The sequence below is a fragment of the Kribbella sp. NPDC004138 genome (genome assembly GCF_053603655.1).
The window spans coordinates 141,045-162,479 of sequence record NZ_JBSGFZ010000018.1 but is presented as its reverse complement, the minus strand read 5'-3'; the positions used below and the strand labels follow the sequence as shown (position 1 = coordinate 162,479).

Here is a 21,435-nt window from a genome sequence, read left to right as displayed (position 1 = left end):
ACCAATGGGATCTCACGACTACCCGCCCCCGACCTGTGGAAAACCAGTCCAGACCTCAACCTTTACGCAACTCTGCCGCCCCGTCACGCACCGTGCCGCCCTTCCCCCGGGCCATCTCCGCGAGCGACTCCTGGAAGCCGATCATCCGCTCCCGCAGCCGTTCGTCGGAAGCCGCCAGGATCCGGACCGCCAGCAGCCCCGCATTCCGAGCGTTCCCGATCGAGACCGTCGCAACCGGAACGCCGGCCGGCATCTGCACGATCGACAGCAGCGAGTCCATCCCGTCGAGGTACTTCAGCGGTACCGGGACGCCGATCACCGGCAGCGGCGTCACCGACGCGAGCATCCCGGGCAGGTGCGCGGCCCCGCCGGCGCCGGCGATCAGGACCTTGAGGCCCCGCTCGTGCGCTGACCGTCCGTAGTCGATCATCTCGGTCGGCATCCGGTGCGCCGAGACCACATCTGCCTCAAAGGGCACGTCGAACTCGGCGCAGACCTCCGCCGCGGCCTTCATCGTCGGCCAGTCGGAGTCCGACCCCATCACGATTCCAACGGACATGTTCACCCTTACTCGTCGATGGTGCCGGTCAGGTACGCCGCCGCGTGCCGCGCGCGTTCCCGGGTCTGTTCGAGATCGTCGCCGTACGCCGTGACGTGGCCGACCTTGCGGCCCGGCTTCACCGACTTCCCGTAGAAGTGGACCTTCAGCCCCGGGTCGCGGGCCATGCAGTGCAGCAGGCCGCGGTGCATGTCCTCGACGTCGCCGCCGAGCACGTTCACCATCACGGTGTACGGCGCCCGCGCGGCGGGTGATCCGAGCGGCAGGTCGAGCACCGCGCGCAGGTGGTTCTCGAACTGCGACGTGACCGCGCCGTCGATCGACCAGTGCCCGGTGTTGTGCGGACGCATCGCGAGCTCGTTGACCAGCAACCGGCCGTCCCGGGCCTCGAACATCTCGACCGCGAGGATGCCGACCACGCCGAGCTCGCCGGCGATCCGCAGCGCGGTCTGCTGTGCCTGGGCGGCGCGCTCCGGTGCCAGGCCGGGCGCGGGCGCGGTCACCTCGACGCAGATGCCGTCGCGCTGCACCGACTCGACGATCGGGTAGGCGACCGCCTGGCCGTGCGGCGAGCGCGCAACGATCGCGGACAGTTCGCGGACGAAGTCCACCTTCTCCTCGGCCAGGATCGGTACGCCGCTGCCGAACGCGGTCGCGATCTGCGGGTCGTCCGGGCCGTCGACGAACCACACGCCCTTGCCGTCGTACCCGCCGCGGGTGGTCTTCAGGATGACCGGGAAGCCGCCGACCCGCTTGGCGAAGTCCTCGACGTCCGCGGCGTTCGCGACCACCTGGTGCGCCGGCGACGGCGCGTCGAAGGTGTCGAGCCGGGCCCGCATCACGGCCTTGTCCTGGGCGTGCACGAGCGCGTCCGGGCCGGGCCGGACCGCGACCCCGTCCGCCTCGAGCGTGTGCAGCAGGTCGGTCGGGACGTGCTCGTGGTCGAACGTCACCACGTCCGCCTCGGCGGCGAACCGGCGGACCGTCTCCGGGTCGCGGTAGTCGCCGACGGGCGCGTCGGCGACCGCCTGCGCCGCCGACACCGTCGCGCCCTCCGCGAGCACGCGGAGCTGGATGCCGAGCGCGACGGCCGTCTCCTGGGTCATCCGGGCCAGCTGCCCGCCACCGACCATGCCGACCACCGGCGTACCGGCGGGGAGGTCCTTCCGATCGAACTTCACGGTGGGAGCCTAATGTCCTTACAGCATCGGCCCGACGGCGGCCAGGTTTGACACTCTGGGGCGCGCGGGCGATTTCGGGGTAGCACCGGTCGCCGGGTACCGTGGGAAGCTGCCCTCCCCGTCGCGGTGTGATCACAGAAGGTTCCGAACCCCGTTGAAGCTCGTCACCAAGCTGTACCACCAGTTCCAGCACCTGGTGCACGAAGTGGCCAAGTTCGGTCTGGTGGGTGTCCTCGGGCTGGTCGTGGACCTGCCGATCTACAACTGGCTGGTGTTCAACAACCCGCTGGTCCTCGCGGACTCAGGCGAGGGCATGCTGCACCACAAGCCGCTGACCGCGAAGCTGATCTCGACGACGGTCGCCACGATCGTGACCTACTTCGGCAACCGGTACTGGACGTGGCGGCACCGCGAGCGCAGCGGCCTGCACCGTGAGTACGTGCTCTTCTTCGTGCTGAACGGCATTGGCCTGCTGATCGCGGCCGGCTGTCTGGCCTTCTCGCGGTACGTGCTGGACCTGCACACCTGGCTGTCCGACAACATCGCGGCGAACTTCATCGGTCTCGGCCTCGGCACCCTGTTCCGCTTCTGGTCGTACCGGAAGTTCGTCTTCAGGGAAGAGATCGCCCTGGACGAGGTCGAACACACCCCGGCCCCGGACTCCCCCGCCGAGCTCGACGGGGAGTCGACCGGCGACCTCCCCGTCGTTCGCTGAGTCACTCGCCGTTCAAGGGCGTGCCCGGGTCCTTCAGCCCGGCGTAGACGTTGTCGGCAAAGGTTGCGGGGACCTTGCCCACCGACTGGATCACGGTGCTGGTCCCGGTGAAGCGCCCGACGGCGTACAGGTAGGCCGAGTCGGTGTCCTTGTCGATGCCGAGCAGGAGCGTGCCGTAGACACCGCACTTGTGCGCGATCAAGGTTTCGAACCCCTGCCAGGTGCGGGTGCGGACCACCTTGACCACCGGCTTCATCGGTGAGCTGGTCGGAATGTGGATCGTGTAGAGCGCTCCGCCGCGGGTGTTCGCGACGAAGGTGTCGTAGGTCGCCGACTTGCTGACCAGCGCCATCGACTTCACCGAGCTGAAGCCGGGCGCGGACCCGGTCCTGCGCCAGACGCCCTTGCTGCTGACGCTCCACCGGAAGAGCACGCCGTCACTGCGCAGGCCGTACACGTTCCAGCGCGAGACGCCGCCCTGGGTCGGCCCCTGGTACTCGGCCTCCTCCACCGTCGTGAAGTTCCCCCAGCCGCCACCGATCCGCCGCAAGGCCGCCGGAGGGTTGTCGATGATCCCGTCGCCGTGCGCGTCGTACGCCGCCTGGTAGAGCGCGTCGCCGATGACGACGTAGCCGTACACGGCGTATTGAGAGCCGTCAGGGCCCTGGTCGGCGAGTACCGACATCGTCGCCATCACCTTCACCCGGCCCGGCGCGAACGCTGCGCGCCCGAGCGCCTGGCGGCTCACCGTGGGCGGCCTGGTGGACAGGATGCCGACGTTGTTGTGGTCACCTCCCGCGGTGACCGACGAAGCCGACAGACCGCAGCTGTCCGTCGATGTGGCGGACGCCGTACCGGCCGGCGCCAGGGTTGCTGCGGCGAGCAGGGCCGCCGCGGTTGTTGCGAGTGGCTTGATCATTGGTCCACCCCCTTCTACCTACCTTGATGGTCCTAAATCGGCGGCGGTTGTCGATACGGCATGTGAAGATGCGGGGATGAGCGAGATCCAGGTACGGGCGGCACAGGCCGGCGAGTACGGCGCGGTGCAGGCGGTGTTCGGCGGGGCGATGATGTTCGACCCGAAGCCGGACGAGCTGTGGCAGCGGCTGTTCGAGCCGGATCGGGCGTTGGTGGCGACTGACGGTGGCCAGATCATCGGGACGACCAGGGCGCTGACGCGGGAGTTGTCGGTGCCTGGTGCGCTGGTGGACGCTGCGCACGTGACCGGTGTCGGCGTGCAGCCCACACATCGTCGGCGCGGAGTGATGTCCCAGCTGATCGGGCGGCAGTTGCGCGAGGTGCCGGAGGCGATCGCCGTACTGTGGGCGAGCGAGCCGGCGATCTACGGGCGCTTCGGGTACGCCGCGGCCGCGTGGGGCGTGGAGTACACCGTCGACCTGCACCGTGTTGGTCCGTCCAACGACCGGATCCGTCCGGGCGAGCTCGGTGTACTCACCGTGGACGAGGCGCTCAAGGAGCTGCCGGCGATCCTGCGCAGGCTGCAGACGCAACGATCCGGGGTGTCCGGGCGGTCCGAGCTGCGCTGGCAGGCCCGCCTCCAGGACAAGCCGGACGACCGGGGCGGGCGGACCGAGCGGCGGATCCTGGCGCACCGCGACGAGACCGGAAGCATCGACGGGTACGCGCTGTGGCGGGGCAAGATGATCTGGGGACCGACCGGCCCGGCGCACGAGGTGTCCGTCGAGGAACTGGTCGCACCCGAGCTCCCGGCGTACAAGGCGCTCTGGCAGCACCTGCTGACGATGGACCTGAGCGCCAAGCTCACCTACGAGTACGGCGCCGTGGACGAGCCGCTCCAGCAACTCGTCAGCTACCCGACCGCCCTGGAGCGCCGGCTCGGCGAATCGCTGTGGCTGCGGGTGACCGACGTACCGCGGGCCCTGCGGCAGCGTCGGTATGCCACACCGCTCGACGTCGTGCTGGACGTGACGGACAACGTGATCGAGTCGAACACCGGACGGTTCCGGTTGACCGCCGACGGCTCGACGGTCACGTGCGACCGCACCAACGACGCGCCCGACCTGAGCCTGTCGGTCACGGAACTCGGCGGCGCCTACCTCGGCGGTCGTCCCCTGACCGAGTTCGCCGCCACCGGCCGCGTCACCGAGCACACCCCGGGCGCGCTGACCCGCACGACAGCAGCCTTCGGCTGGCCGGTCGCACCGGTGACCCTGGAAGTCTTCTAGCGGTCGTCGTCCGAGCTGAAGATCGTGCCGTCGTCGGTCCGCGGCTGCTGCTCCTGCGGCTGCGGGCGGCGGCGCATGTGCTCCGGCGGCTGCTCGTCTTCGAGGATGCCGTCGCCGGGCCGGCCCTCGGGCCCGCCGAACAGCAGGTCGGACATCTGTAGGTGGACGTGCTCGACGTGCGGTACGTCGGGGAGCACGACCTGACCGCGTTCGCCGGCGGACTCGATGTGCAGCGTGCCGCAGCCGAGCAGGCGGTCGACCAGGCCGTGCTCGTAGGACACGTCGTTGATCCGCATCAGCGGGATGTCGCGGCCGGTCCGGGTAAGGATGCCGTGCCGGGTGATCAGCCGCCGGTTGGTGATCGTGTACGTCGAGAAGAACCAGTTCAGGAACGGCTTCAGCGCGAACGTCGCGAGGACCACCACGCCGACCGCGAGGATCGCGATCCGGGCCGGCGTCTGCAGCGAGCCGGACGGCACGATCGCGGCCAGGAAACCGCCCAGGGCCGCGACGACCAGCAGCAGGAGCACCGGGCCGATCAGCGCCTTCCAGTGCGTTCGGGTGCTGACGACGACGTACTCGTCCTCACCCAACAACTTCGCCGAGATCGCCATGGACCCAGTCTCACAGGTCCCGGGTTCGGTTGTCCCCTCCCGACACGATCGAGGGCACTCCCGCGGGCACGATCGGGCGGCAAAGAGGTTTAACACTTCACAAAATGCATACAGTGAGCCAGGATGCGCGAGGGGTTATCAGCTGGGGGACGAGAAGGAGCCGTGATGGCAGTCTTGTCGATACTCGACCGGGAACACACCGTCGCACCGCCGGGCTACAGCCGCTGGCTGATCCCGCCCGCCGCGCTCGCGGTACACCTGTGCATCGGCCAGGCGTACGCGACCAGCGTGTACAAGACCTCGATGGTGAAGCACTTCGACAGCAGTCAGACCGCTGTCGGCGTGGTGTTCAGCATCGCGATCGTGATGCTCGGCCTGTCCGCCGCCGTCGGCGGCACCTGGGTGGAGCGCAACGGCCCGCGGAAGGCGATGTTCGTCGCCGCCTGCTTCTGGGCCTCCGGCTTCGGAGTCGGTGCCCTCGGCATCGGCACCGGCCAGCTCTGGCTCGTCTATCTCGGGTACGGCGTGATCGGCGGCATCGGTCTCGGGATCGGCTACATCTCGCCGGTCTCGACGCTGATCAAGTGGTTCCCGGACCGCCCGGGACTCGCGACCGGCCTGGCGATCATGGGCTTCGGCGGCGGCGCGCTGGTCGCCAGCCCGCTGTCCCGGCAACTGCTCGGCCTTTACGACTCCGGCTACGACCCGAACGTCAGTACGTCGGTGGCCGGCGGCGGCGCACTCGTCGGGCTGTTCCTGACGCTGGGCATCGGCTACTTCGTCATCATGATGTTCGGCGTCTTCAACATCCGCGTCCCCGCTGACGGGTGGGCGCCGGCGGGCTTCGACTCGTCGGCCGTGCGGCAGAAGACGCTCGTCACCACCGGCAACGTCTCGGCGGCGAACGCGATCAAGACGCCGCAGTTCTGGCTGCTGTGGGTCGTGCTGTTCTGCAACGTCACCGCCGGGATCGGCATCCTCGAGCAGGCCAGTCCGATGATCCAGGACTTCTTCCGCGGCGACGGTGTCACAGGGGGCAAGTCGAGCGTCGCCGTCGCGGCCGCGGCCGGCTTCGTCGGCCTGCTGTCGATCTTCAACATGGCCGGCCGGTTCGGCTGGTCCTCGACGTCCGACCTGATCGGCCGCAAGCCCATCTATGCGATGTACCTCGGCGTCGGGATCATCGCGTACACGCTGCTGGCGAGCATCGGAGACAGCAGCACCGTGGTGTTCGTGCTGCTGGCCGCGGTCATCATCTCGTTCTACGGCGGCGGGTTCGCGACGGTTCCGGCGTACCTGCGGGACCTGTTCGGCACCTACCAGGTCGGCGCGATCCACGGCCGGCTGCTGACCGCGTGGTCCGCGGCCGGTATCGCCGGTCCGCTGATCATCAACGGGTTCCTCGACCGCGAGGGCAAACCGGGCACGCTGACCGCGTCGGCGTACCGGCCGGCCCTGTTCACGATGGTCGGCGTGCTGGCCGTCGGGTTCGTCGCGAACCTGCTGATCCGCTCCGTCTCCCAACGGTTCCACGAGAAGTCCGAGTCCACGCTGGAGGCAACGTCATGAACCAGACCCCGCGCCTCGTCATCTCCTGGCTCCTGGTCGCCGTACTCCTCGGCTACGGCGTCATCGAAACCCTGATCACCGCAGCCAAGATCTTCACCGAGTAGCGCGGCTGGTAGGGCGACTTTGTGCACCAGATCCGCACCTTCGGCGCCCGAATGTGCGGACCTGGTGCACAAAGTCAGCCGGCTCGGCGTAGGTGGGTGACGTCGCCTGCTGCCAGGGGGCGTGGGCCGTCGGGGGTGTCGACGATGAGGCGGCCGTCGTCGGCCAGGTCGCGGGCGGTGCCTTCGAGGAAGGTGCCATCGGGCAACTCCACGCGGACTGCCTGTCCCAGGGTTGCCGACAGCGCGCGGTATTCCGGAAGTACGACCGACGGATCGCCACTGGCGTCGACCCAGGACTGATAACGACCAGCGAGCTCGCGCAGTACTGCCGCCATGACAGTGGCTCGGTCGGTCGTGGTCGCCTCCTCGAGAGCCAGGGACGTGGCGGCCTCGTGGGGCTTCTCGTCGGAGCGGAGCGTCACATTCAAGCCGATGCCGACGACCGCGGCACCGTCGACGCGCTCCAGCAGGATGCCGGCGAGCTTGCGGTCCTCGACCAGCACGTCGTTCGGCCACTTCACCTGTGCCGGGACCTCGGCGACCTTTCGTACGGCGGCTGCAACGGCCAGCGGCACAAGGAGACCCAGCCACGGCCAGCGCGCGGCATCGACCGCAACAGGACGCAGCAGCACAGACATCAGCAACGCAGACCGCGGTGGAGTGGTCCACGTCCGCCCCAGCCGTCCGCGCCCGGACGACTGGTACTCCGCGGCAACGACCAGCCCCTCGGGCTGACCAGCCGCGGCCGCAGCCGCCACGACAGCGTTCGTCGACGGCGTCTCCGCGAGTACGTCGATCTGCGTCCACAGCGCACCGGGACGCACCAGCCGCCCCCGCAGGAACTTCTCGTCCAGCGGGGGCCGGTCCAGGTCGCTGAACATCAGCCGGTGTTCTGCAGACCGGCGGCGACACCCGAAACGGTCAGCAACAGCAACCGGCGGGTGCGGACGATCTGCTCCTCGTCCAGTGAGTCGTCGGTCCGCAGTGTCCGCAACGCCCGCAGCTGCAGGTAGCTGAGCGCGTCGACGTACGGGTTGCGCAGCTCGACCGCACGGCCCAGCACACGCCGCCCTTGCAGCAGACGCTCCTGGCCGAGCACCTTGAGCACCCACTCGGTGGTCAGCTCGTGCTCGTCGAGCATCTGCTGCGTGAGCTCGGGCCGGTCGCCCAGCTCGAGGTAGCGGCCGAGGATGCGCCGGTCCGTCTTGGCCAGCGACATCTCCGCGTTCTCCAGCATCACCTGGAACAGCGGCCAGTTCTGGTTCGCGTCGCGCAGCAGGTCGACGTCACCGACCGCGGCGAGCGCCGTACCGAGACCGAACCAGCCGGGCGCGTTCACGCGGGCCTGGGACCACGCGAAGACCCACGGGATCGCCCGGAGGTCCTCCAGCGACGACACCGCGACGCCCCGGCGCGCCGGGCGCGATCCGAGCGGCAGCTGCCCCAGCTCCTCCAGCGGCGTCACGGTGCTGAACCATTCCGCGAACCCGTCCGCCTTCACCAGCCGGTGGTACGCCGTCCGCGCGGCCTCGTCGAGCGTCTTCTCCATCACCGAGAACCGCTCGGCCGCCACCGCGGCCCGCTCCTCGACAGCCGGGGTCGATGCCAGCAGCGTCGCTGCCGTCACCTGCTCGATGTGCCGCTGCGCGATCGCCGCGTTGCCATACCGGGCCGGGATCGCTTCGCCCTGCTCGGTGAGCTTGAACCGCCCGGCCACCGATCCGGGAGCCTGGGCGAGGACGGCGCGGTTCGCCGGGCCACCACCACGCCCCAGTGCGCCGCCCCGGCCGTGGAACAGCGTCAGCCGGATCGCGTTGCGCTGCGCCCACGCCGTGATCCGCGCCTGCGCGTCGTACAGCGCCAGCGTCGCCGAGACCGGGCCGACGTCCTTCGCGGAGTCGGAGTACCCGAGCATGACCTCGAAACGCCGGTCGTTCGCGGTGAGCCGGTGCCGGACCCGGGTGAGCTGGATCGCGTTGTCGAGCACCTCGACCGAGTTCTGCAGGTCCTCGCCGGTCTCGAACAGCGGTACGACGTCGAGCTCGATCGGACGTCCGTCGAGCGCCGCGTCGGCCAGCTCGTACACGGCCGCCAGGTCGCCCGCGTTGCGCGTGAACGACACGACGTACCGGCGGCAGGCCTCGGGGCCGAAGCGCTGCTGGATCTGCGCGATCACCCGGAGCGTCGCGAGCACTTCCTCCGTCTGGTCGGACAGCTCGCCGCCGCCGAGCACCTCCTCCAGCGCCTTCGCGTGCACCGAGGAGTGCTGACGGATCTCCAGCTCGGCCAGGTGGAACCCGAACGAGTTCACCTGCCAGATCAGCTGCTGCAGCTCGCCGAACGCCTGGCGCGGAGCACCGGCGGTCACCAGCGAGTCCTGCAGGACCTTGAGCTCGTGCAGGAAGTCGGCGGCCCGCGGGTACCCGAAGTCCGCGTCGCGGGACCGGGTCGCGGCCAGCCGGCGAGCAGCCAGCAGCAGGAGCTGCCGGTGCGGCTCGGCCGGGGAGCGCGTCTCGATGTCGGTGATCAGCTCCGGGTTGACCGCCCGCGCGTCTTCCAGGATGCGGCGCACCGGGGCCGACGGCGGCGTGGTCGCGGCGTCCAGGGTCAGCGCGCGGCCGAGCGCCTCGGTGGCCTGCTCCAGTGCGCGGAGCACGTGGTCGGCCTGGATCTGCATCGCCTCGCGAGTGATCGCGGCGGTGACGTTCGGATTGCCGTCGCGGTCGCCGCCGATCCACGAACCGAGGTGCACGAACGGCGCCACCACAGGCGTCCGCGTCCCGGCCGCGTCACCGGCCAGCGCGTCGTCGAGGCGCCGGTACACGTTGCCGACGACGGTGAACAGCGTCTCCTCGAACACCGCCATCGCCGACCGCACCTCGTCCAGCGGGGACGGGCGGCTGGTGCGCAGCTGCGACGTACGCCACAGGACGTCGACCTGCTCGACCAGGCGGCGACGGTTCTCGGCCAGGTCACTGTCGCCGGCCCGCGGGTCGTGCCGCTCGTCGAGCAGCGACGTGATCCGGCGGATCGTCGCGAGCACGGCGCGGCGCCGGGCCTCGGTCGGGTGCGCGGTCAGCACCGGGCGGAACTCCAGGCCGTTCAGCAGTGCGCGGGCCTGCTGCTCGCCGCTGTCGCGGGAGATCTGCTCGACGGCCTGGGCCAGCTCCGACACGACGGCCTCGCTGCCGGCCCGGTCACGCTCCCGCAGGACCCGCGCCCGGTGCAGCTCCTCGCTGAGGTTCGTCAGGTGGAAGTAGCAGGTGAACGCCCGGGCAACGTCCTCGGCGCGCTCGTGCGGCCAGGACGCGACCAGTTCCTCGGCCGCGGCGCCGTCGCCGGCGATGGTCAGCTCGCGCAGTTTCTCGACGTCGTCGAGCAGCGGCTGACCGGCGTACTCGACCAGGACCTTGCCGAGGATCTCGCCGAGCAGGCGGACGTCGGCCCTGAGTTCTTCAGGCACCTCGAACCGCGCGCGGGTACGGGTCTCACTACCGGTCTCGCTCACGTTCGCCCACCCTATCGGCGGACGCCCGTCCACGCTGCCGAGTCCGCCCACTGGAAGCCGATCGTGACCGGTTGTTCAGCTACTTCACAGTATGTACGCCGGACAGGTCCGTCAGACGTTGCCGAATCCGCCGCCGACGACCTGGGAGACGGTCCGGGCCAGCTCGGCCGGGGTGCGGGTGGTTCCGTCGATGACGAGCATCCGCGCGCACGCCTCGGTCATCGAGGCGAGCAGCTCGGCCAGGACCGGGAGGTTCGCGTCCGGGTCCGTGACGCCGGGCAACGACTGCAGCAGGGTGAGTCGCAGGCTCTCGACCAGGAACGCCCGGGCGGCGCGGACCCGCTCCGAGACGACCGGCGCGGCGCCGTACTGCGCACCGAACACGATCCGCCAGGACTGCGGATTCTTCTGCACCGCGGTCAGGAAGGCCGTCAGTCCCTCCAGCACGTGCTCCTGGGGGGTGCCGACGGTCGGGTCGGCCGGGAGCGCGGACACGATCGAGATGACCAGATGCTGCTCCTCGCGGGCCAGCAGGGCGAGCAGCAGCTCGTCTCGGTTCGCGAATGAGTCGTAGACCACCGGTTTCGTGACGCCGGCCGCGTCCGCCACCGACTGCATCGTCGTGCCGGGATACCCCTTGGCGTTGAAGACCTCGAGCGCGGCGTCCAGAATCATCGGCCGGCGGCGCTCAGGGCCGAGATGCCGCGCGCGCCGGCGTTTCTCAGCATCCGCGACCACTTGACAAACCTACCTCATCGTAGGAAATTCCTACGGTCTGGTAGGAACTGCCGCGGGGGTGGTCGATGACCGAGCGAGGCAGTGCCGGCTGGCTCGAGTCCGCGGGCATCACCGCCCTGGACGCGAGCGAGCTCGCCCGGCTGGTCGACCGGACGTCGGAGCGGGAGCTTCGGCATCGACTCATCGGGGGAGTACGAGAGATCGCGTTGCGCGAGATCTTTCGCCGGATGCCGGAGTACCTCCGACCCGCCCGGGCCGCCGGGTTCGACGCTGTGATCAGCTGGCAGATCACCGGCGCGGGCGGGGCCGGTCGTCCGGACGCGGTCGACGAGTACTGGACCCGCGTCCACGACGGCCGGTGCAAGCTGGTGCCCCGGGGGCCCACTCCCCCGGACATCTCGATCCGCACCGACCCCACCACGCTGCTGCGGATCGTCACCGGCAACGAGGACCCGGTCGTGGCCGTCCTCAAACAACGCCTCACCGTCCGCGGCGACCTGGCCCAGGCCGCCCGCCTGCCCAAACTCTTCAGCGCGGGCCCGGCCTAGTCACCGGGTCAGGCCGTCGGATCCTCCGGTCCGCGGGCGGGTGGCGCCTTCGTCGGGGCGGCGCGCTTCGCCGGAGTGGATGCGGCGCAGCGGCGGGATCGCCGGATCGGCCGCGAACGCCGCCGGGCCGGCCTGCTCGCGGTTCAGGGCCGCGCCGTTGGGGTTGGGCGGCTGCTGCTCGAAGGTGCGGACAGCTGTCAGAGTCCGGTCGCCGAGGGTGGCGCCGTACAGCTCTGCCTGGCGGCTCACGTTCGCGCCGTCGGCCTGCCAGCTGGCGACCAGCGCCGGGAGTTCGTCGAAGCCCTCGGTCAGCATGGTGGCGGTCGCAGCGGCGGCCGCCGGACGGCTCGCGGCTGGGATGGACGAGGCCGTCACCATCGTCTGCGCTGCGGCGGTCGTCGCGGCAGCGGGTGAGGTCACCTGGCCGGCGGTGAGATCGGTCTGGATCCCGGCATGGTGTTCCACCCTGGACACGAGGTGCTCGGCAACGATCCCGCGGACGTCCTCGAGGCGCGGTTCGGCCGAGCGCTGCCAGTAGTCGATGTCCGCCAGGAACCCGTTCAGCTTGCCCAGCTCCTCGGTGGCCATCTTGCTGGCGTCGTCGATCGTCCCCGCGCCGCCGGTGACGTCCTCGCGCCGGTTCTCCAGCTCCTCGGTGAATTCCCGCTGCTTGGCCTCCCGGATGTCCCGGGTGGCGAAGCCGGCTTCGATGCTCCGGGCAAGGTGCCGGCGGATCCCCGGCTGCTGCTCAGCCGGCAGCCGCTGGTAGTCGAGCCGGTCGTCCAGCAGCATCCCCGCGGCCGCGTACGCCGCCCCGCCGTGGCCCTCGGCAACGAGTTTCCGCAGGACGTCCTCCTCCCGGGTCGCGGTCCGGGCGCCGATCGCGATCGCCATCGCCCGGGCCGCCGCAACGTCCCCTTCGAGCTGCGGCAGCGCGAACCGTCCGAGGTCGTCCGGCCGTCCGTCCGTGAACAGGTCCGCGACCAGCCGCGGTGTCGCGTTGGCGGCGTACGCCCGGCTGACGGCCCCGGCCAGCCGGTCCCGCGCCCCGGCGTCGACGGGCGGCGGCAGTGCCGGGTCCGGCTCGAGGGAGTCCGCACACAGCGCGACCAGCTCGGTCAGCCCGGCGCGGGCGTCCTCGCGCCGGTCGTACCAGCGGCCGTCCTGGCGGTTCGAGACCACCCGGAGCGTCGTCGCCAGCCGTCCCGGCAGGTCCAGGTTGTCGGCGAGCGGCTGGAGCATCTCCACGTGCCCCTCGCTCAGCTCGGGCGGCCGTCTCGAAGCGACACCGTCGACGGTGTCCCTCTCGACGAGCCGGATCACCTGCTGGACGAGTCTGTCGACGGCAGCCACGCCGGAAACCTATCCCCGGAGCGGTTCAGTCAGGGGTCTGCGAGCGAGGTCACAAGCGGTACGGCGTACTGGCGCGTAGGCTGCCCATTCATGGGAGAGACCGTGAACATCCACACCACCGCCGGGAAGATCGCGGACCTCGAGCACCGGCTCGACGAGGCCGTGCACGCCGGGTCGGAGCGCGCGGTGGAGAAGCAGCACGCGCGCGGCAAGAAGACCGCCCGCGAGCGGATCGAGCTGCTGCTGGACGAGGGCTCCTTCTCCGAGCTGGACGAGTTCGCCCGGCACCGGTCGACGAGCTTCGGCCTGGACGGGAACCGCCCGTACGGCGACGGCGTGGTGACCGGGTTCGGCACCATCGACGGCCGTCAGGTGTGCGTGTTCGCGCAGGACTTCACCGTCTTCGGCGGCAGTCTCGGCGAGGTCTTCGGCGAGAAGATCGTCAAGGTGATGGACCTGGCGATGAAGATCGGCTGCCCGCTGATCGGCATCAACGACTCCGGCGGCGCCCGGATCCAGGAGGGCGTGGTCTCGCTCGGCCTGTACGGCGAGATCTTCCGCCGCAACGTCCGCGCGTCCGGCGTGATCCCGCAGATCTCCCTCATCATGGGCCCGTGCGCGGGCGGCGCGGTCTACTCCCCCGCGGTCACCGACTTCACGGTCATGGTCGACGAGTCGTCGTACATGTTCATCACCGGCCCGGACGTGATCAAGACCGTCACCGGCGAGGACGTCACCCAGGAGGAGCTCGGCGGCGCCCGGACGCACAACACCAAGTCCGGCAACGCGCACTACCTCGGCTCCGACGAGGAGGACGCGATCGAGTGGGTGAAGGCGCTCGTCGGTCACCTGCCGCAGAACAACCTCGAGGACCCGCCGGTGTACGACGCGCTGTATGACACTGGGGGCCTGGAGCCGACCGAGACCGACCTGGCGCTCGACACCCTGGTCCCGGACTCGCCGAACCAGCCGTACGACATGCACACCGCGATCGAGGCGGTCGTCGACGACGGCGACTTCCTCGAGGTGCAGACGCTGTTCGCGCCGAACATGATCGTCGGCTTCGGCCGGGTCGAGGGCCGTCCGGTCGGCGTGGTCGCGAACCAGCCGATGCAGTTCGCCGGCACCCTCGACATCGACGCCTCCGAGAAGGCGGCCCGGTTCGTCCGCACCTGCGACGCGTTCAACCTGCCGATCCTCACCTTCGTCGACGTGCCCGGCTTCCTGCCCGGCACCGACCAGGAGTGGAACGGCATCATCCGCCGCGGCGCCAAGCTGATCTACGCCTACGCCGAGGCGACCGTCCCGATGATCACCGTGATCACCCGCAAGGCCTACGGCGGCGCGTACGACGTAATGGGCTCGAAGCACCTCGGCGCGGACATGAACATCGCCTGGCCGACCGCGCAGATCGCGGTGATGGGCGCCCAGGGCGCAGTCAACATCCTCTACCGCCGCGAACTGTCCGGCTCCGAGGACCCGGACAGCCGCCGGCAGCAACTGATCACCGAGTACGAGGACCACCTCGCGAACCCTTACATCGCCGCCGAACGCGGCTACATCGACGCGGTGATCAAACCCAGCGAAACCCGCGCCGAAATCGTCCGCGCCCTCCGCCTCCTCCGCACCAAACGAGACACCCTGCCCCCCAAGAAGCATGGGAACATCCCCCTGTGAGCGACATCGTGAAGATCGTCAAGGGCGACCCGACGCCCGAGGAACTCGCGGCCCTGATCACGGTGATCGCCGCGCGCGCCGCCGCACCGGCCGCCGAGGCGGAGACCGACCGAGCCAGCAACTGGTCCACCTACTGGCGCAACGCCCGCACCCCGTTCCACCCGGGCCCGGGCCAGTGGCGCGCCAGCGCTCATCCGTAAACACTGGCGGTATGGCCAAATACGCGGTCAATCCCGAAGCGATCGACAACGCGCGGAAGCTGATCGACGCGCGGCAGTACGTGCTGGACAGCGACTGGGGTGAAGTGCAGCCGCGCGCCGACGACCAGAACACGTATCTGGACAAGCACAGCTGGCAGGAGTACGGCGCCTGGCACCTCGGGCTCACCGAAGGCGCCGGCGAGGAGACCAAGGCGCGCTACGGGTTCGTGCTCGGCGACTTCCGCCGTATCCACCGCACCGCGCTGATCGCCTCGGTCTACCGAGCCTCCGAATGGCGCCACAAGGCCGTCGAGCTCGCCGCGCACGACCTGCTGCAGTACCTCGACGAGAAGACCGGACTCACCGCCGATGCTTAGTCGTCGCTGCTGAATTTCGACTCGTCGAACCAGAGGTCGGCGGGGACGCGGGTGGTCAGTTCGTCGACGACGGCAGTCGCGCCGCGAAACATGTCGGGGTCGACGGGGATCGTGCAGCCGTTCGCGCCGAAGACCAGGGTCATGCCGTCGGGGCTGCGCAGCACCCCGGCGATCTCGTCCCAGCGGACCTCGTGGATTCCGTCCGCGTCGCGCAGGACCAGCGCGTCGTTGGTGCGGACCCACAGCATCGAGCGGGCTTCCTTGACGAAGGCCCGCGCGGTCAGCGGCGGCTTGAAGATCCGGCCGGCCGGTAGCTCGGCGATCACCGGGCACGGCGCGACGACCGTGAACCCCGCCTCCTGCCAGGCCGCCAGCGCGTCCTCCTCGCCATACCCGATCGCACCGGGCAGCGCGGTCTTGAGTACGGCGGCGATGTCCGGCGACTGCACTGCCGCCAGCCGCGCCGGGTCGACCCGCGGCAACTCGGGCTCGCCGAAGATCCGGCTCATCGCGATGCTCCACGCTCGCCGTAGCTCGGGATCGTCGGCGACCAGCTTCTCCTCGGCGCGCGCGATCTGGTGCGCCAGCTCGGACGGCGTCGGCCCGTTCGCCGCGAGGTCGGTCAGCGCCTCGACGACCGCCCGGGAGACCGCTTCCTCGCTGCCGTCACGCGCCTCGGCGTACACCACCCAGTCGCTCGATCCGCCCGGGCCCGGGACCATGTCGAGGTCGATCTCGTAGCTGTGCCCGCCGACGAAGCGGCACTTCTCCTCAATCCGCTGCCGCAACGTCATGATCGCGAGCGTCGAGAGCCGTACGTCGTCCTCCGGCGGCAACGTCAGCAGTACGCCGGCCGCGGGAATGCCGAACCCGACCACGGCCGGGCCGTCGAACGACCGTGCCGGCGGCAGCACCCGCACCGGCGCCGGGCCGCTCGGCAAGGCCAGCTCGAGTCCCTCGGGGAGCGGACCGGTCACCTGCAGCACCGCGTTCTGCGGGACGAACCATTCCTTGGCGAAGGACAGCACTTGCTCGGACGTGAGCCCGTCGTACCCCGGCCCTTCGAGCCAGGCGAGCCCCGGCCCCCGAGCGCCGAACCGCACGTTGAGCAGAAACGCGACGACCGGGTGGGCGACGTGGCCTTCCTCCGCTGTCAGCACCTGCGCTTCGAGGGCGAGCCGGTCGACCGGCGGCGCGGCGAGCGCGCGGGCGATGCGGTCGAGGAACTCGCCGACCCGCGCCGATGAGCCGGAGGCGACGAACGTCGTGGTCAGCAGGTCGACCTCGGCGTTCATCTCGATCGGCAGGTCGCGGACGCTGTACATCACCAGGTGCTCGAGCGCGTGCGCGACCCCGATCGTGCGCAGCGTCTCGTCCCGGCTGCCGACGGCGAAGGTCAAGGTGACGTCGGTCTGCCGCTGCTCGCCGGGATGCCGCACCACCCGGACGCCGTTGATGTACTCGTCCACGGGCGAACCCTAGCGGTCAGGTTCGGCGGAAGCGGACCAGCGGATAGACCGGCGCGTCTCCCGTGTTGCGGGTCGGGCCAACGAAACTTGTCGCGCCGTCCAGGACGAGGCCGTAGCGCGCTGCGGTGGCGGCCAAGTGGGTGAGGGCGTCCTGGGAGCGGGTGTCGTCGGGGGTGCGGCTGTCGGCGTAGCGGCTGGCGTCGGACTTTTCGGTGGTGGTGACGAAGACGCCGTCGGTGCGGAGGACGCGGGCGACCTCGGCGATCACGGGCTCGCTGTCGTCGAGCAGGTGCAGGAGCCAGACCGCGACGACCGCGTCGCAGCGCCGGTCGGCCACCGGGAGGCGGGCCGCGTCCGCCGCGGCGACGTGCCCGGGGAGCCGGACCCGCGCGCGGCGCAGCATCGCGGTGGACAGGTCGACGCCGTGCACCAAGTTGCCGAGAGCAACCAGCTCCGCCCCGACGATGCCGGTACCGACCGCGAGCTCGAGCACCCGTCCGCCCTTCGGCAGCAGGGAGTCGACCGCGCGGGCCGCGGCCTCCGCGCGGACGAGACCACCGCGGGTTTCGTCGTACGACGACGCCACGGTCTCGTCGTAGCTGTACGGCTGCTGCGTCTTCCACAGCTCCGGCCAGGACATCCCGACCTCGATCAGCATCCGGCGCAGCAACGGCAGCGAGAGGCCTACGACGTTGTGGTAGTCGCCCTCGATCGCGGTCACGAACGGGCCGCCGAGGCCGTCGACGGTGAAGGCTCCGGCGACGACGAGCGGCTCGCCGGTGGCGACGTACGCGTCGATCTCCTCGTCGGTCAGGTCCGCGAACTCGACCTTCGTGGACGACAGCTCCCGCAGCTCCTGCTTGCCGGCGGTGTCGATCAGGCAGTGCCCGGTGTGCAGTACGCCGCTGCGCCCGCGCATCATCCGCCAGCGCTCGCGGGCGATGTCCGGCGTCTCGGGCTTGCCGTACGGCTCCCCGTCGAACTCGAGAACCGAGTCGCAGCCGAGCACGGTCGCGTGGTCCGTCAGATTCGCGACGACCGCGCGGGCCTTCAGCGTCGCGAGCAGGCGGGCGAGCTCGCCGGGGTTCTCCGCGGTGATGTCGTCCTCGTCGACGCCGGAGACGATCACCTCCGGCTCGATCCCCGCGGCCCGCAGTGTCTTCAGCCTGGCCGGCGACGCCGACGCCAGGACGAACCGGGGGCTCACAGCTTCGCCATCGCGCGTCGCAGCGGGTCCAGGCCGATCGATCCCAGGTTCAGCGCGCCGGAGTGGAACGCCCGCAGGTCGAACGCGGAACCCTTGCGCTGCTTGGCTTCCTCGCGCGCCTGCAGCCAGATCCGTTCGCCGACCTTGTACGCCGGCGCCTGGCCCGGCCACCCGAGGTACCGGTTCAGCTCGGCCTGCAGGAACTCGGTCTCCATCCGGCAGTGCGCCCGCAGGAACTCGAACCCGAGATCGGCGGTCCACCGCTCGCCCGGCCGCCAGCCGAACGGGTTGTCCCGCGGCACCTCCAGCTCCAGGTGCATGCCGATGTCGACGATCACCCGCGCGGCGCGGAACCCCTGCGCGTCCAGCATGCCGAACCGCGCGCCGGGGTCCTCGATGTAGCCGAGCTCCTCCATCAGGCGCTCGGCGTACAACGCCCAGCCCTCGCCGTGGCCGGAGACCCAGCAGGCCAGCCGCTGCCAGCGGTTCAGCAGGTCGGTGCGCAACATCGTCTGCGCGACCTGGAGGTGATGCCCGGGCACGCCCTCGTGGTAGACCGTGGTGACCTCACGCCAGGTGGCGAACGTGTCCAGGCCGTTCGGGACCGCCCACCACATCCGGCCCGGCCGCGTGGTCAGGTCCTCGCTCGGCTGCGTGTAGTAGATCGAGCCGTCCGAGGTCGGCGCGATCATGCACTCCAGCCGGCGGATCTCGTCGGCGATGTCGAAGTGGGTGCCGGCCAGCTCGGCGACGGCGGTGTCGGACAGCTCCTGCATCCAGTCCCGGAAGGTTTCCTTGCCGTGGATCGTCCGCGCCGGGTCGGCGTCCAGCAGGGCCGCGGTCGCCTCGATGGTCCGGTCGCCGCCGTTCAGCCCAGCCGCGATGTCCTGCATCGCCGACTCGATCCGGGCCAGCTCCGCCCAGCCCCACGCGTAAGCCTCCTCGAGGTCGACCGCGGCGCCGAGGAAGCTCCGCGACGCCAGCTCGTACACCTCCCGGCCGCATGCGTCGCGCTGCGGCGCGCGCCGCGCGAGGTCGCTGGTCAGCCAGGCGCCGAACTGGTCGAAGGCCTTCCGCGCCGCGGCGGCCGCGGCTTCCACGGTCGGCTTGACCGCGTCGTCCGGCGCCTGCGCGGCCAGGCTGCCGAAGAAGTCGTCGCCGTCGGCACCGGTCCAGCTGGCGATCCGGTCGGCCAGCCCGGTCACCTGACGGACGGCCGAGACCCGCCCCTGATCGGCCTGCTCGAGCAGCGTGTCGCGGTACCCGTCGAGCGCCGTACCGATCTGGTTGAGCCGAATCGCGACGATCTCCCAGTCCTGCGGGGTCGCGGTCGGCATCAGGTCGAACACCTGCCGCAAGCCCACCGGCACCGAGGCGATCGAGTTCAGCTGGTGCTGCGGTACGCCGGCCTGGTAGCGCTCGAACTCCAGGCCGAGCCGCTCCACGAAGGCGTCCTTCGCGACCTCCTCGCGCGGACTTCCCGGCTCGATCGACGCGGCCTCGGCGAGCGACCCGCGGGTCAGCTCGATGCGGGCCGCGAACCCAGCAGGTGTGAAGTCCGGCAGCTCGTGGTCGTGGCCGGTGACGCCCAGCTCGGTGGCCAGCAGCGGGTCGAGCGCGATCTCCTGCTCGAGGTGCCGCTCGGCGAGTTGGTCGATCGGGCTGTTCGGCGTACTGACATCGGTCACACGCCGACCCTACCCGCCGAGGGTCGGCGGGGCTGACCTGTTTGTTGCCGATACTGTGGCGGTCGCTGAATGCCAGCACGAGGGACGAGAGGAACGGCGTTGAGCCAGCCACCCTACGGGCCGCCCGGCCAGAACCCGCCGTACCAGCAGGGCCCGCCCCCGGGGCAGTACGGCCCGCCGCCGCAGGGTCCTCCGCCCGGTCAGTACGGTCCGCCGCCGCAGGGTCAGTACGGCGGTCCGCCCCCTGGTCAGTACGGCGGTCCGCCGCAGTACAGCTCGCCGCCGCAGCAGCAGGGGCCTGGGTTCGGCTGGGGTCCGAGCTTCGGCGCGGGCGGTCCTGGTGGTCCCGGCGGCCCTGGTGGTCCTGGTGGTCCAGGCATGGGGTGGCAGCCGCAGCAGCCGCGGAAGAAGTCGAAGGCGCCGCTGATCGCGATCCTGACGATCGTCGGGATCGCCGTCGTCGGCGGCGCGATCATCGGTCTGGTGCGGAAGGCAACCACCGACGTCACCACGCCGCCGGTGACCCCGTCGCGGTACACACCGGAGCCGACCACGACCGGGTCGCCGACCGAGGAGCCCACCGGGTCGCCGACCGAAGAGCCGACGACCACCGAGCCCACCACGACCGAGCCGACCACGACGGAGACCTCGAGCACGCCGAACAAGCCGTCGGACGCGGTCGTGGTCGGCAAGAACGCGCTCTACAAGGTCGGCCAGATGCGGACGGTCAACTGCAAGGAGCCGAAGGCCCGGCCGACGAACGCGAGCGGCGCGGCCGCCTACTGGGCCGCGATCAAACCGTGCCTGGACAGGTCCTGGGCGCCGTTGGTGGCGAAGGCGGGCTACAAGTTCACCGCGCCGCGGATGACGTACTGGTCCGGAACGTCGATGTCGACCCCGTGCGGTGACGGCCCGGTCGCCGTACCGTTCTACTGCTCGGGCAACCACATGATGTACATGAAGGTGGACGTCTTCGTGAAGGCGTACACCCAGTACCCGGGTGATCCGATCGGTCAGGCGTACGCGCGGATGTGGTACAGCCGGTCGATCGCCCACGAGTACGGCCACAGCGTGCAGTTCATGACCGGCATCCTGCAGGCGTCCAGCAACCTGCGCTACGAGCAGCCGGACTACGAGGGCCGGACACGGATGACGCGCCGGATGGAGCTGCAGGCGAACTGTTTCGCCGGCGTCTTCCTGGCCGCGAACAAGCGCAGCTACCCGATCAACGGGAACCTGCTGTACGTCTGGAAGAAGTACGTCGTCACCGCGGGCGACAAGCCCGAAGAGGGCGACCACGGAAGTGTGGCCAGCCAGGCGCGGTTCATGGGCAAGTCGTTCAACACGGCCAACCCGGCCAGCTGCAACACCTTCTCGGCCTCACCGGCCAACGTCAGCTGACGAGTCCCGGCGGCGCGACCTGCCGCCAGGAGTCGACGAGGATGTCGTGCAGTTCGTCGGCGTCCTCGAGTGCTTCGAGGCGGGCTCGAACCCAGTTCGAGCCCGCCTCGTGTTTCGGCACCCAGAACTTCTCCGGCTCCGCGGCGATCAACTCGTCCCGCTCCAGCCGCGGACACCGCACCGCGAACGACGACTGGTCGTCCGGCACCGTCACGAACATCCGCCCCGCCACGTCGAACGTCGGATGCCCCCACCGCTGCTTCTCCACGGTCCCGGGGAAGGACAGCGCAATCCGTCGTACGTCATCAGCGTCCAGCACG

The 21,435-nt window shown here is 70.3% G+C and carries 21 protein-coding genes; 9 read left to right on the top strand and 12 right to left on the bottom strand.

What is annotated here, in order from left to right:
* Positions 1–55: 55 nt before the first annotated feature.
* Together purE and ACWEOO_RS25260 are read right to left on the bottom strand one after the other, a co-directional pair.
* The gene (purE, locus tag ACWEOO_RS25265) at positions 56–559 is read right to left on the bottom strand and encodes a 5-(carboxyamino)imidazole ribonucleotide mutase (protein WP_452145103.1); all 504 of its coding nucleotides are present in this window, start codon (positions 557–559) and stop codon (positions 56–58) included.
* 8 nt (positions 560–567) lie between these two features.
* The gene (locus tag ACWEOO_RS25260) at positions 568–1,740 is read right to left on the bottom strand and encodes a 5-(carboxyamino)imidazole ribonucleotide synthase (RefSeq protein WP_452145102.1); all 1,173 of its coding nucleotides are present in this window, start codon (positions 1,738–1,740) and stop codon (positions 568–570) included.
* Positions 1,741–1,894: 154 nt separating this feature from the next.
* Here ACWEOO_RS25260 and ACWEOO_RS25255 point away from each other — a divergent pair, with 154 nt between their 5' ends.
* Positions 1,895–2,455, top strand: a complete 561-nt coding sequence (locus ACWEOO_RS25255; protein WP_355696517.1) for a GtrA family protein — start codon at positions 1,895–1,897, stop codon at positions 2,453–2,455.
* A gap of 1 nt (position 2,456) precedes the next feature.
* Here the strand turns inward: ACWEOO_RS25255 and ACWEOO_RS25250 are convergent, their stop codons facing one another.
* Positions 2,457–3,374 (bottom strand): hypothetical protein, encoded by a 918-nt coding sequence (locus ACWEOO_RS25250; protein ID WP_452145101.1) that lies wholly within the window; start codon positions 3,372–3,374, stop codon positions 2,457–2,459.
* Positions 3,375–3,450: 76 nt separating this feature from the next.
* On the opposite strand from ACWEOO_RS25250, the gene ACWEOO_RS25245 reads away from it, so the two are divergent.
* Positions 3,451–4,662 (top strand): GNAT family N-acetyltransferase, encoded by a 1,212-nt coding sequence (locus tag ACWEOO_RS25245; protein WP_452145100.1) that lies wholly within the window; start codon positions 3,451–3,453, stop codon positions 4,660–4,662.
* Here ACWEOO_RS25245 and ACWEOO_RS25240 read toward each other — a convergent pair.
* Entirely contained in the window at positions 4,659–5,276 is a 618-nt protein-coding gene (locus ACWEOO_RS25240; protein ID WP_452145099.1) for a PH domain-containing protein, read from the bottom strand. The genes ACWEOO_RS25245 and ACWEOO_RS25240 overlap by 4 nt on opposite strands.
* Positions 5,277–5,441: 165 nt before the next feature.
* On the opposite strand from ACWEOO_RS25240, the gene ACWEOO_RS25235 reads away from it, so the two are divergent.
* Positions 5,442–6,845, top strand: coding sequence for an OFA family MFS transporter (locus ACWEOO_RS25235; RefSeq protein ID WP_452145098.1), 1,404 nt, complete (start codon positions 5,442–5,444; stop codon positions 6,843–6,845).
* Positions 6,842–6,949 (top strand): MFS transporter small subunit, encoded by a 108-nt coding sequence (locus tag ACWEOO_RS25230; RefSeq protein WP_422386627.1) that lies wholly within the window; start codon positions 6,842–6,844, stop codon positions 6,947–6,949. Before ACWEOO_RS25235 ends, ACWEOO_RS25230 begins: the two co-directional genes overlap by 4 nt.
* A 74-nt stretch (positions 6,950–7,023) precedes the next feature.
* On the opposite strand, the gene ACWEOO_RS25225 is transcribed toward ACWEOO_RS25230, so the two are convergent.
* The 3 genes from ACWEOO_RS25225 to ACWEOO_RS25215 form a co-directional block, all read right to left on the bottom strand.
* Positions 7,024–7,830 (bottom strand): biotin--[acetyl-CoA-carboxylase] ligase, encoded by an 807-nt coding sequence (locus ACWEOO_RS25225; protein ID WP_452145097.1) that lies wholly within the window; start codon positions 7,828–7,830, stop codon positions 7,024–7,026.
* Entirely contained in the window at positions 7,830–10,457 is a 2,628-nt protein-coding gene (locus ACWEOO_RS25220; RefSeq protein WP_363710434.1) for a phosphoenolpyruvate carboxylase, read from the bottom strand. Before ACWEOO_RS25220 ends, ACWEOO_RS25225 begins: the two co-directional genes overlap by 1 nt.
* A 111-nt stretch (positions 10,458–10,568) precedes the next feature.
* Positions 10,569–11,195 (bottom strand): TetR/AcrR family transcriptional regulator, encoded by a 627-nt coding sequence (locus ACWEOO_RS25215; protein ID WP_452145096.1) that lies wholly within the window; start codon positions 11,193–11,195, stop codon positions 10,569–10,571.
* A gap of 65 nt (positions 11,196–11,260) precedes the next feature.
* Between ACWEOO_RS25215 and ACWEOO_RS25210 the strand changes: the two genes are divergently transcribed.
* The gene (locus tag ACWEOO_RS25210; RefSeq protein WP_452145095.1) at positions 11,261–11,743 is read left to right on the top strand and encodes an SCP2 sterol-binding domain-containing protein; all 483 of its coding nucleotides are present in this window, start codon (positions 11,261–11,263) and stop codon (positions 11,741–11,743) included.
* Here ACWEOO_RS25210 and ACWEOO_RS25205 read toward each other — a convergent pair whose 3' ends face one another.
* The gene (locus ACWEOO_RS25205) at positions 11,744–13,096 is read right to left on the bottom strand and encodes a hypothetical protein (protein ID WP_452145094.1); all 1,353 of its coding nucleotides are present in this window, start codon (positions 13,094–13,096) and stop codon (positions 11,744–11,746) included.
* A gap of 90 nt (positions 13,097–13,186) precedes the next feature.
* On the opposite strand from ACWEOO_RS25205, the gene ACWEOO_RS25200 reads away from it, so the two are divergent.
* From ACWEOO_RS25200 to ACWEOO_RS25190, 3 genes are read left to right on the top strand one after another with little or no spacing between them, the layout of a single operon-like run.
* Positions 13,187–14,773 (top strand): acyl-CoA carboxylase subunit beta, encoded by a 1,587-nt coding sequence (locus ACWEOO_RS25200; RefSeq protein WP_452145093.1) that lies wholly within the window; start codon positions 13,187–13,189, stop codon positions 14,771–14,773.
* The gene (locus tag ACWEOO_RS25195; protein WP_452145092.1) at positions 14,770–14,973 is read left to right on the top strand and encodes an acyl-CoA carboxylase subunit epsilon; all 204 of its coding nucleotides are present in this window, start codon (positions 14,770–14,772) and stop codon (positions 14,971–14,973) included. The genes ACWEOO_RS25200 and ACWEOO_RS25195 overlap by 4 nt, the downstream gene beginning before the upstream one ends.
* A gap of 11 nt (positions 14,974–14,984) precedes the next feature.
* Positions 14,985–15,350: a hypothetical protein gene (locus tag ACWEOO_RS25190; protein ID WP_452145091.1), complete on the top strand. Its 366-nt coding sequence runs from the start codon at positions 14,985–14,987 to the stop codon at positions 15,348–15,350.
* Here ACWEOO_RS25190 and ACWEOO_RS25185 read toward each other — a convergent pair.
* From ACWEOO_RS25185 to ACWEOO_RS25175, 3 genes are read right to left on the bottom strand one after another with little or no spacing between them, the layout of a single operon-like run.
* Positions 15,347–16,819 (bottom strand): M16 family metallopeptidase, encoded by a 1,473-nt coding sequence (locus ACWEOO_RS25185; RefSeq protein ID WP_452145090.1) that lies wholly within the window; start codon positions 16,817–16,819, stop codon positions 15,347–15,349. The genes ACWEOO_RS25190 and ACWEOO_RS25185 overlap by 4 nt on opposite strands.
* A gap of 16 nt (positions 16,820–16,835) precedes the next feature.
* Positions 16,836–18,026: a Maf family nucleotide pyrophosphatase gene (locus ACWEOO_RS25180; RefSeq protein ID WP_452145089.1), complete on the bottom strand. Its 1,191-nt coding sequence runs from the start codon at positions 18,024–18,026 to the stop codon at positions 16,836–16,838.
* Entirely contained in the window at positions 18,023–19,714 is a 1,692-nt protein-coding gene (locus ACWEOO_RS25175) for a DUF885 domain-containing protein (protein ID WP_452145088.1), read from the bottom strand. Before ACWEOO_RS25175 ends, ACWEOO_RS25180 begins: the two co-directional genes overlap by 4 nt.
* Positions 19,715–19,813: 99 nt before the next feature.
* Between ACWEOO_RS25175 and ACWEOO_RS25170 the strand changes: the two genes are divergently transcribed.
* A complete protein-coding gene (locus tag ACWEOO_RS25170; RefSeq protein ID WP_452145087.1) occupies positions 19,814–21,115 on the top strand; it encodes a neutral zinc metallopeptidase in 1,302 nt (433 codons plus the stop codon).
* Here ACWEOO_RS25170 and ACWEOO_RS25165 read toward each other — a convergent pair.
* Positions 21,108–21,434 (bottom strand): MmcQ/YjbR family DNA-binding protein, encoded by a 327-nt coding sequence (locus ACWEOO_RS25165; RefSeq protein ID WP_452145086.1) that lies wholly within the window; start codon positions 21,432–21,434, stop codon positions 21,108–21,110. The two genes, ACWEOO_RS25170 and ACWEOO_RS25165, sit on opposite strands and share 8 nt — an antisense overlap.
* Position 21,435 lies beyond the last annotated feature (1 nt).

Excerpts from the sequence above, each read along its gene's own strand:
- ACWEOO_RS25210 (WP_452145095.1), top strand. The coding sequence starts at position 11,261 with ATGACCGAGCGAGGCAGTGCCGGCTGGCTCGAGTCCGCGGGCATCACC.
- ACWEOO_RS25245 (WP_452145100.1), top strand. The coding sequence starts at position 3,451 with ATGAGCGAGATCCAGGTACGGGCGGCACAGGCCGGCGAGTACGGCGCG.
- ACWEOO_RS25225 (WP_452145097.1), bottom strand. The coding sequence starts at position 7,830 with ATGTTCAGCGACCTGGACCGGCCCCCGCTGGACGAGAAGTTCCTGCGG.
- purE (WP_452145103.1), bottom strand. The coding sequence starts at position 559 with ATGTCCGTTGGAATCGTGATGGGGTCGGACTCCGACTGGCCGACGATG.
- ACWEOO_RS25230 (WP_422386627.1), top strand. The coding sequence starts at position 6,842 with ATGAACCAGACCCCGCGCCTCGTCATCTCCTGGCTCCTGGTCGCCGTA.
- ACWEOO_RS25200 (WP_452145093.1), top strand. The coding sequence starts at position 13,187 with ATGGGAGAGACCGTGAACATCCACACCACCGCCGGGAAGATCGCGGAC.
- ACWEOO_RS25235 (WP_452145098.1), top strand. The coding sequence starts at position 5,442 with ATGGCAGTCTTGTCGATACTCGACCGGGAACACACCGTCGCACCGCCG.
- ACWEOO_RS25250 (WP_452145101.1), bottom strand. The coding sequence starts at position 3,374 with ATGATCAAGCCACTCGCAACAACCGCGGCGGCCCTGCTCGCCGCAGCA.
- ACWEOO_RS25190 (WP_452145091.1), top strand. The coding sequence starts at position 14,985 with ATGGCCAAATACGCGGTCAATCCCGAAGCGATCGACAACGCGCGGAAG.
- ACWEOO_RS25240 (WP_452145099.1), bottom strand. The coding sequence starts at position 5,276 with ATGGCGATCTCGGCGAAGTTGTTGGGTGAGGACGAGTACGTCGTCGTC.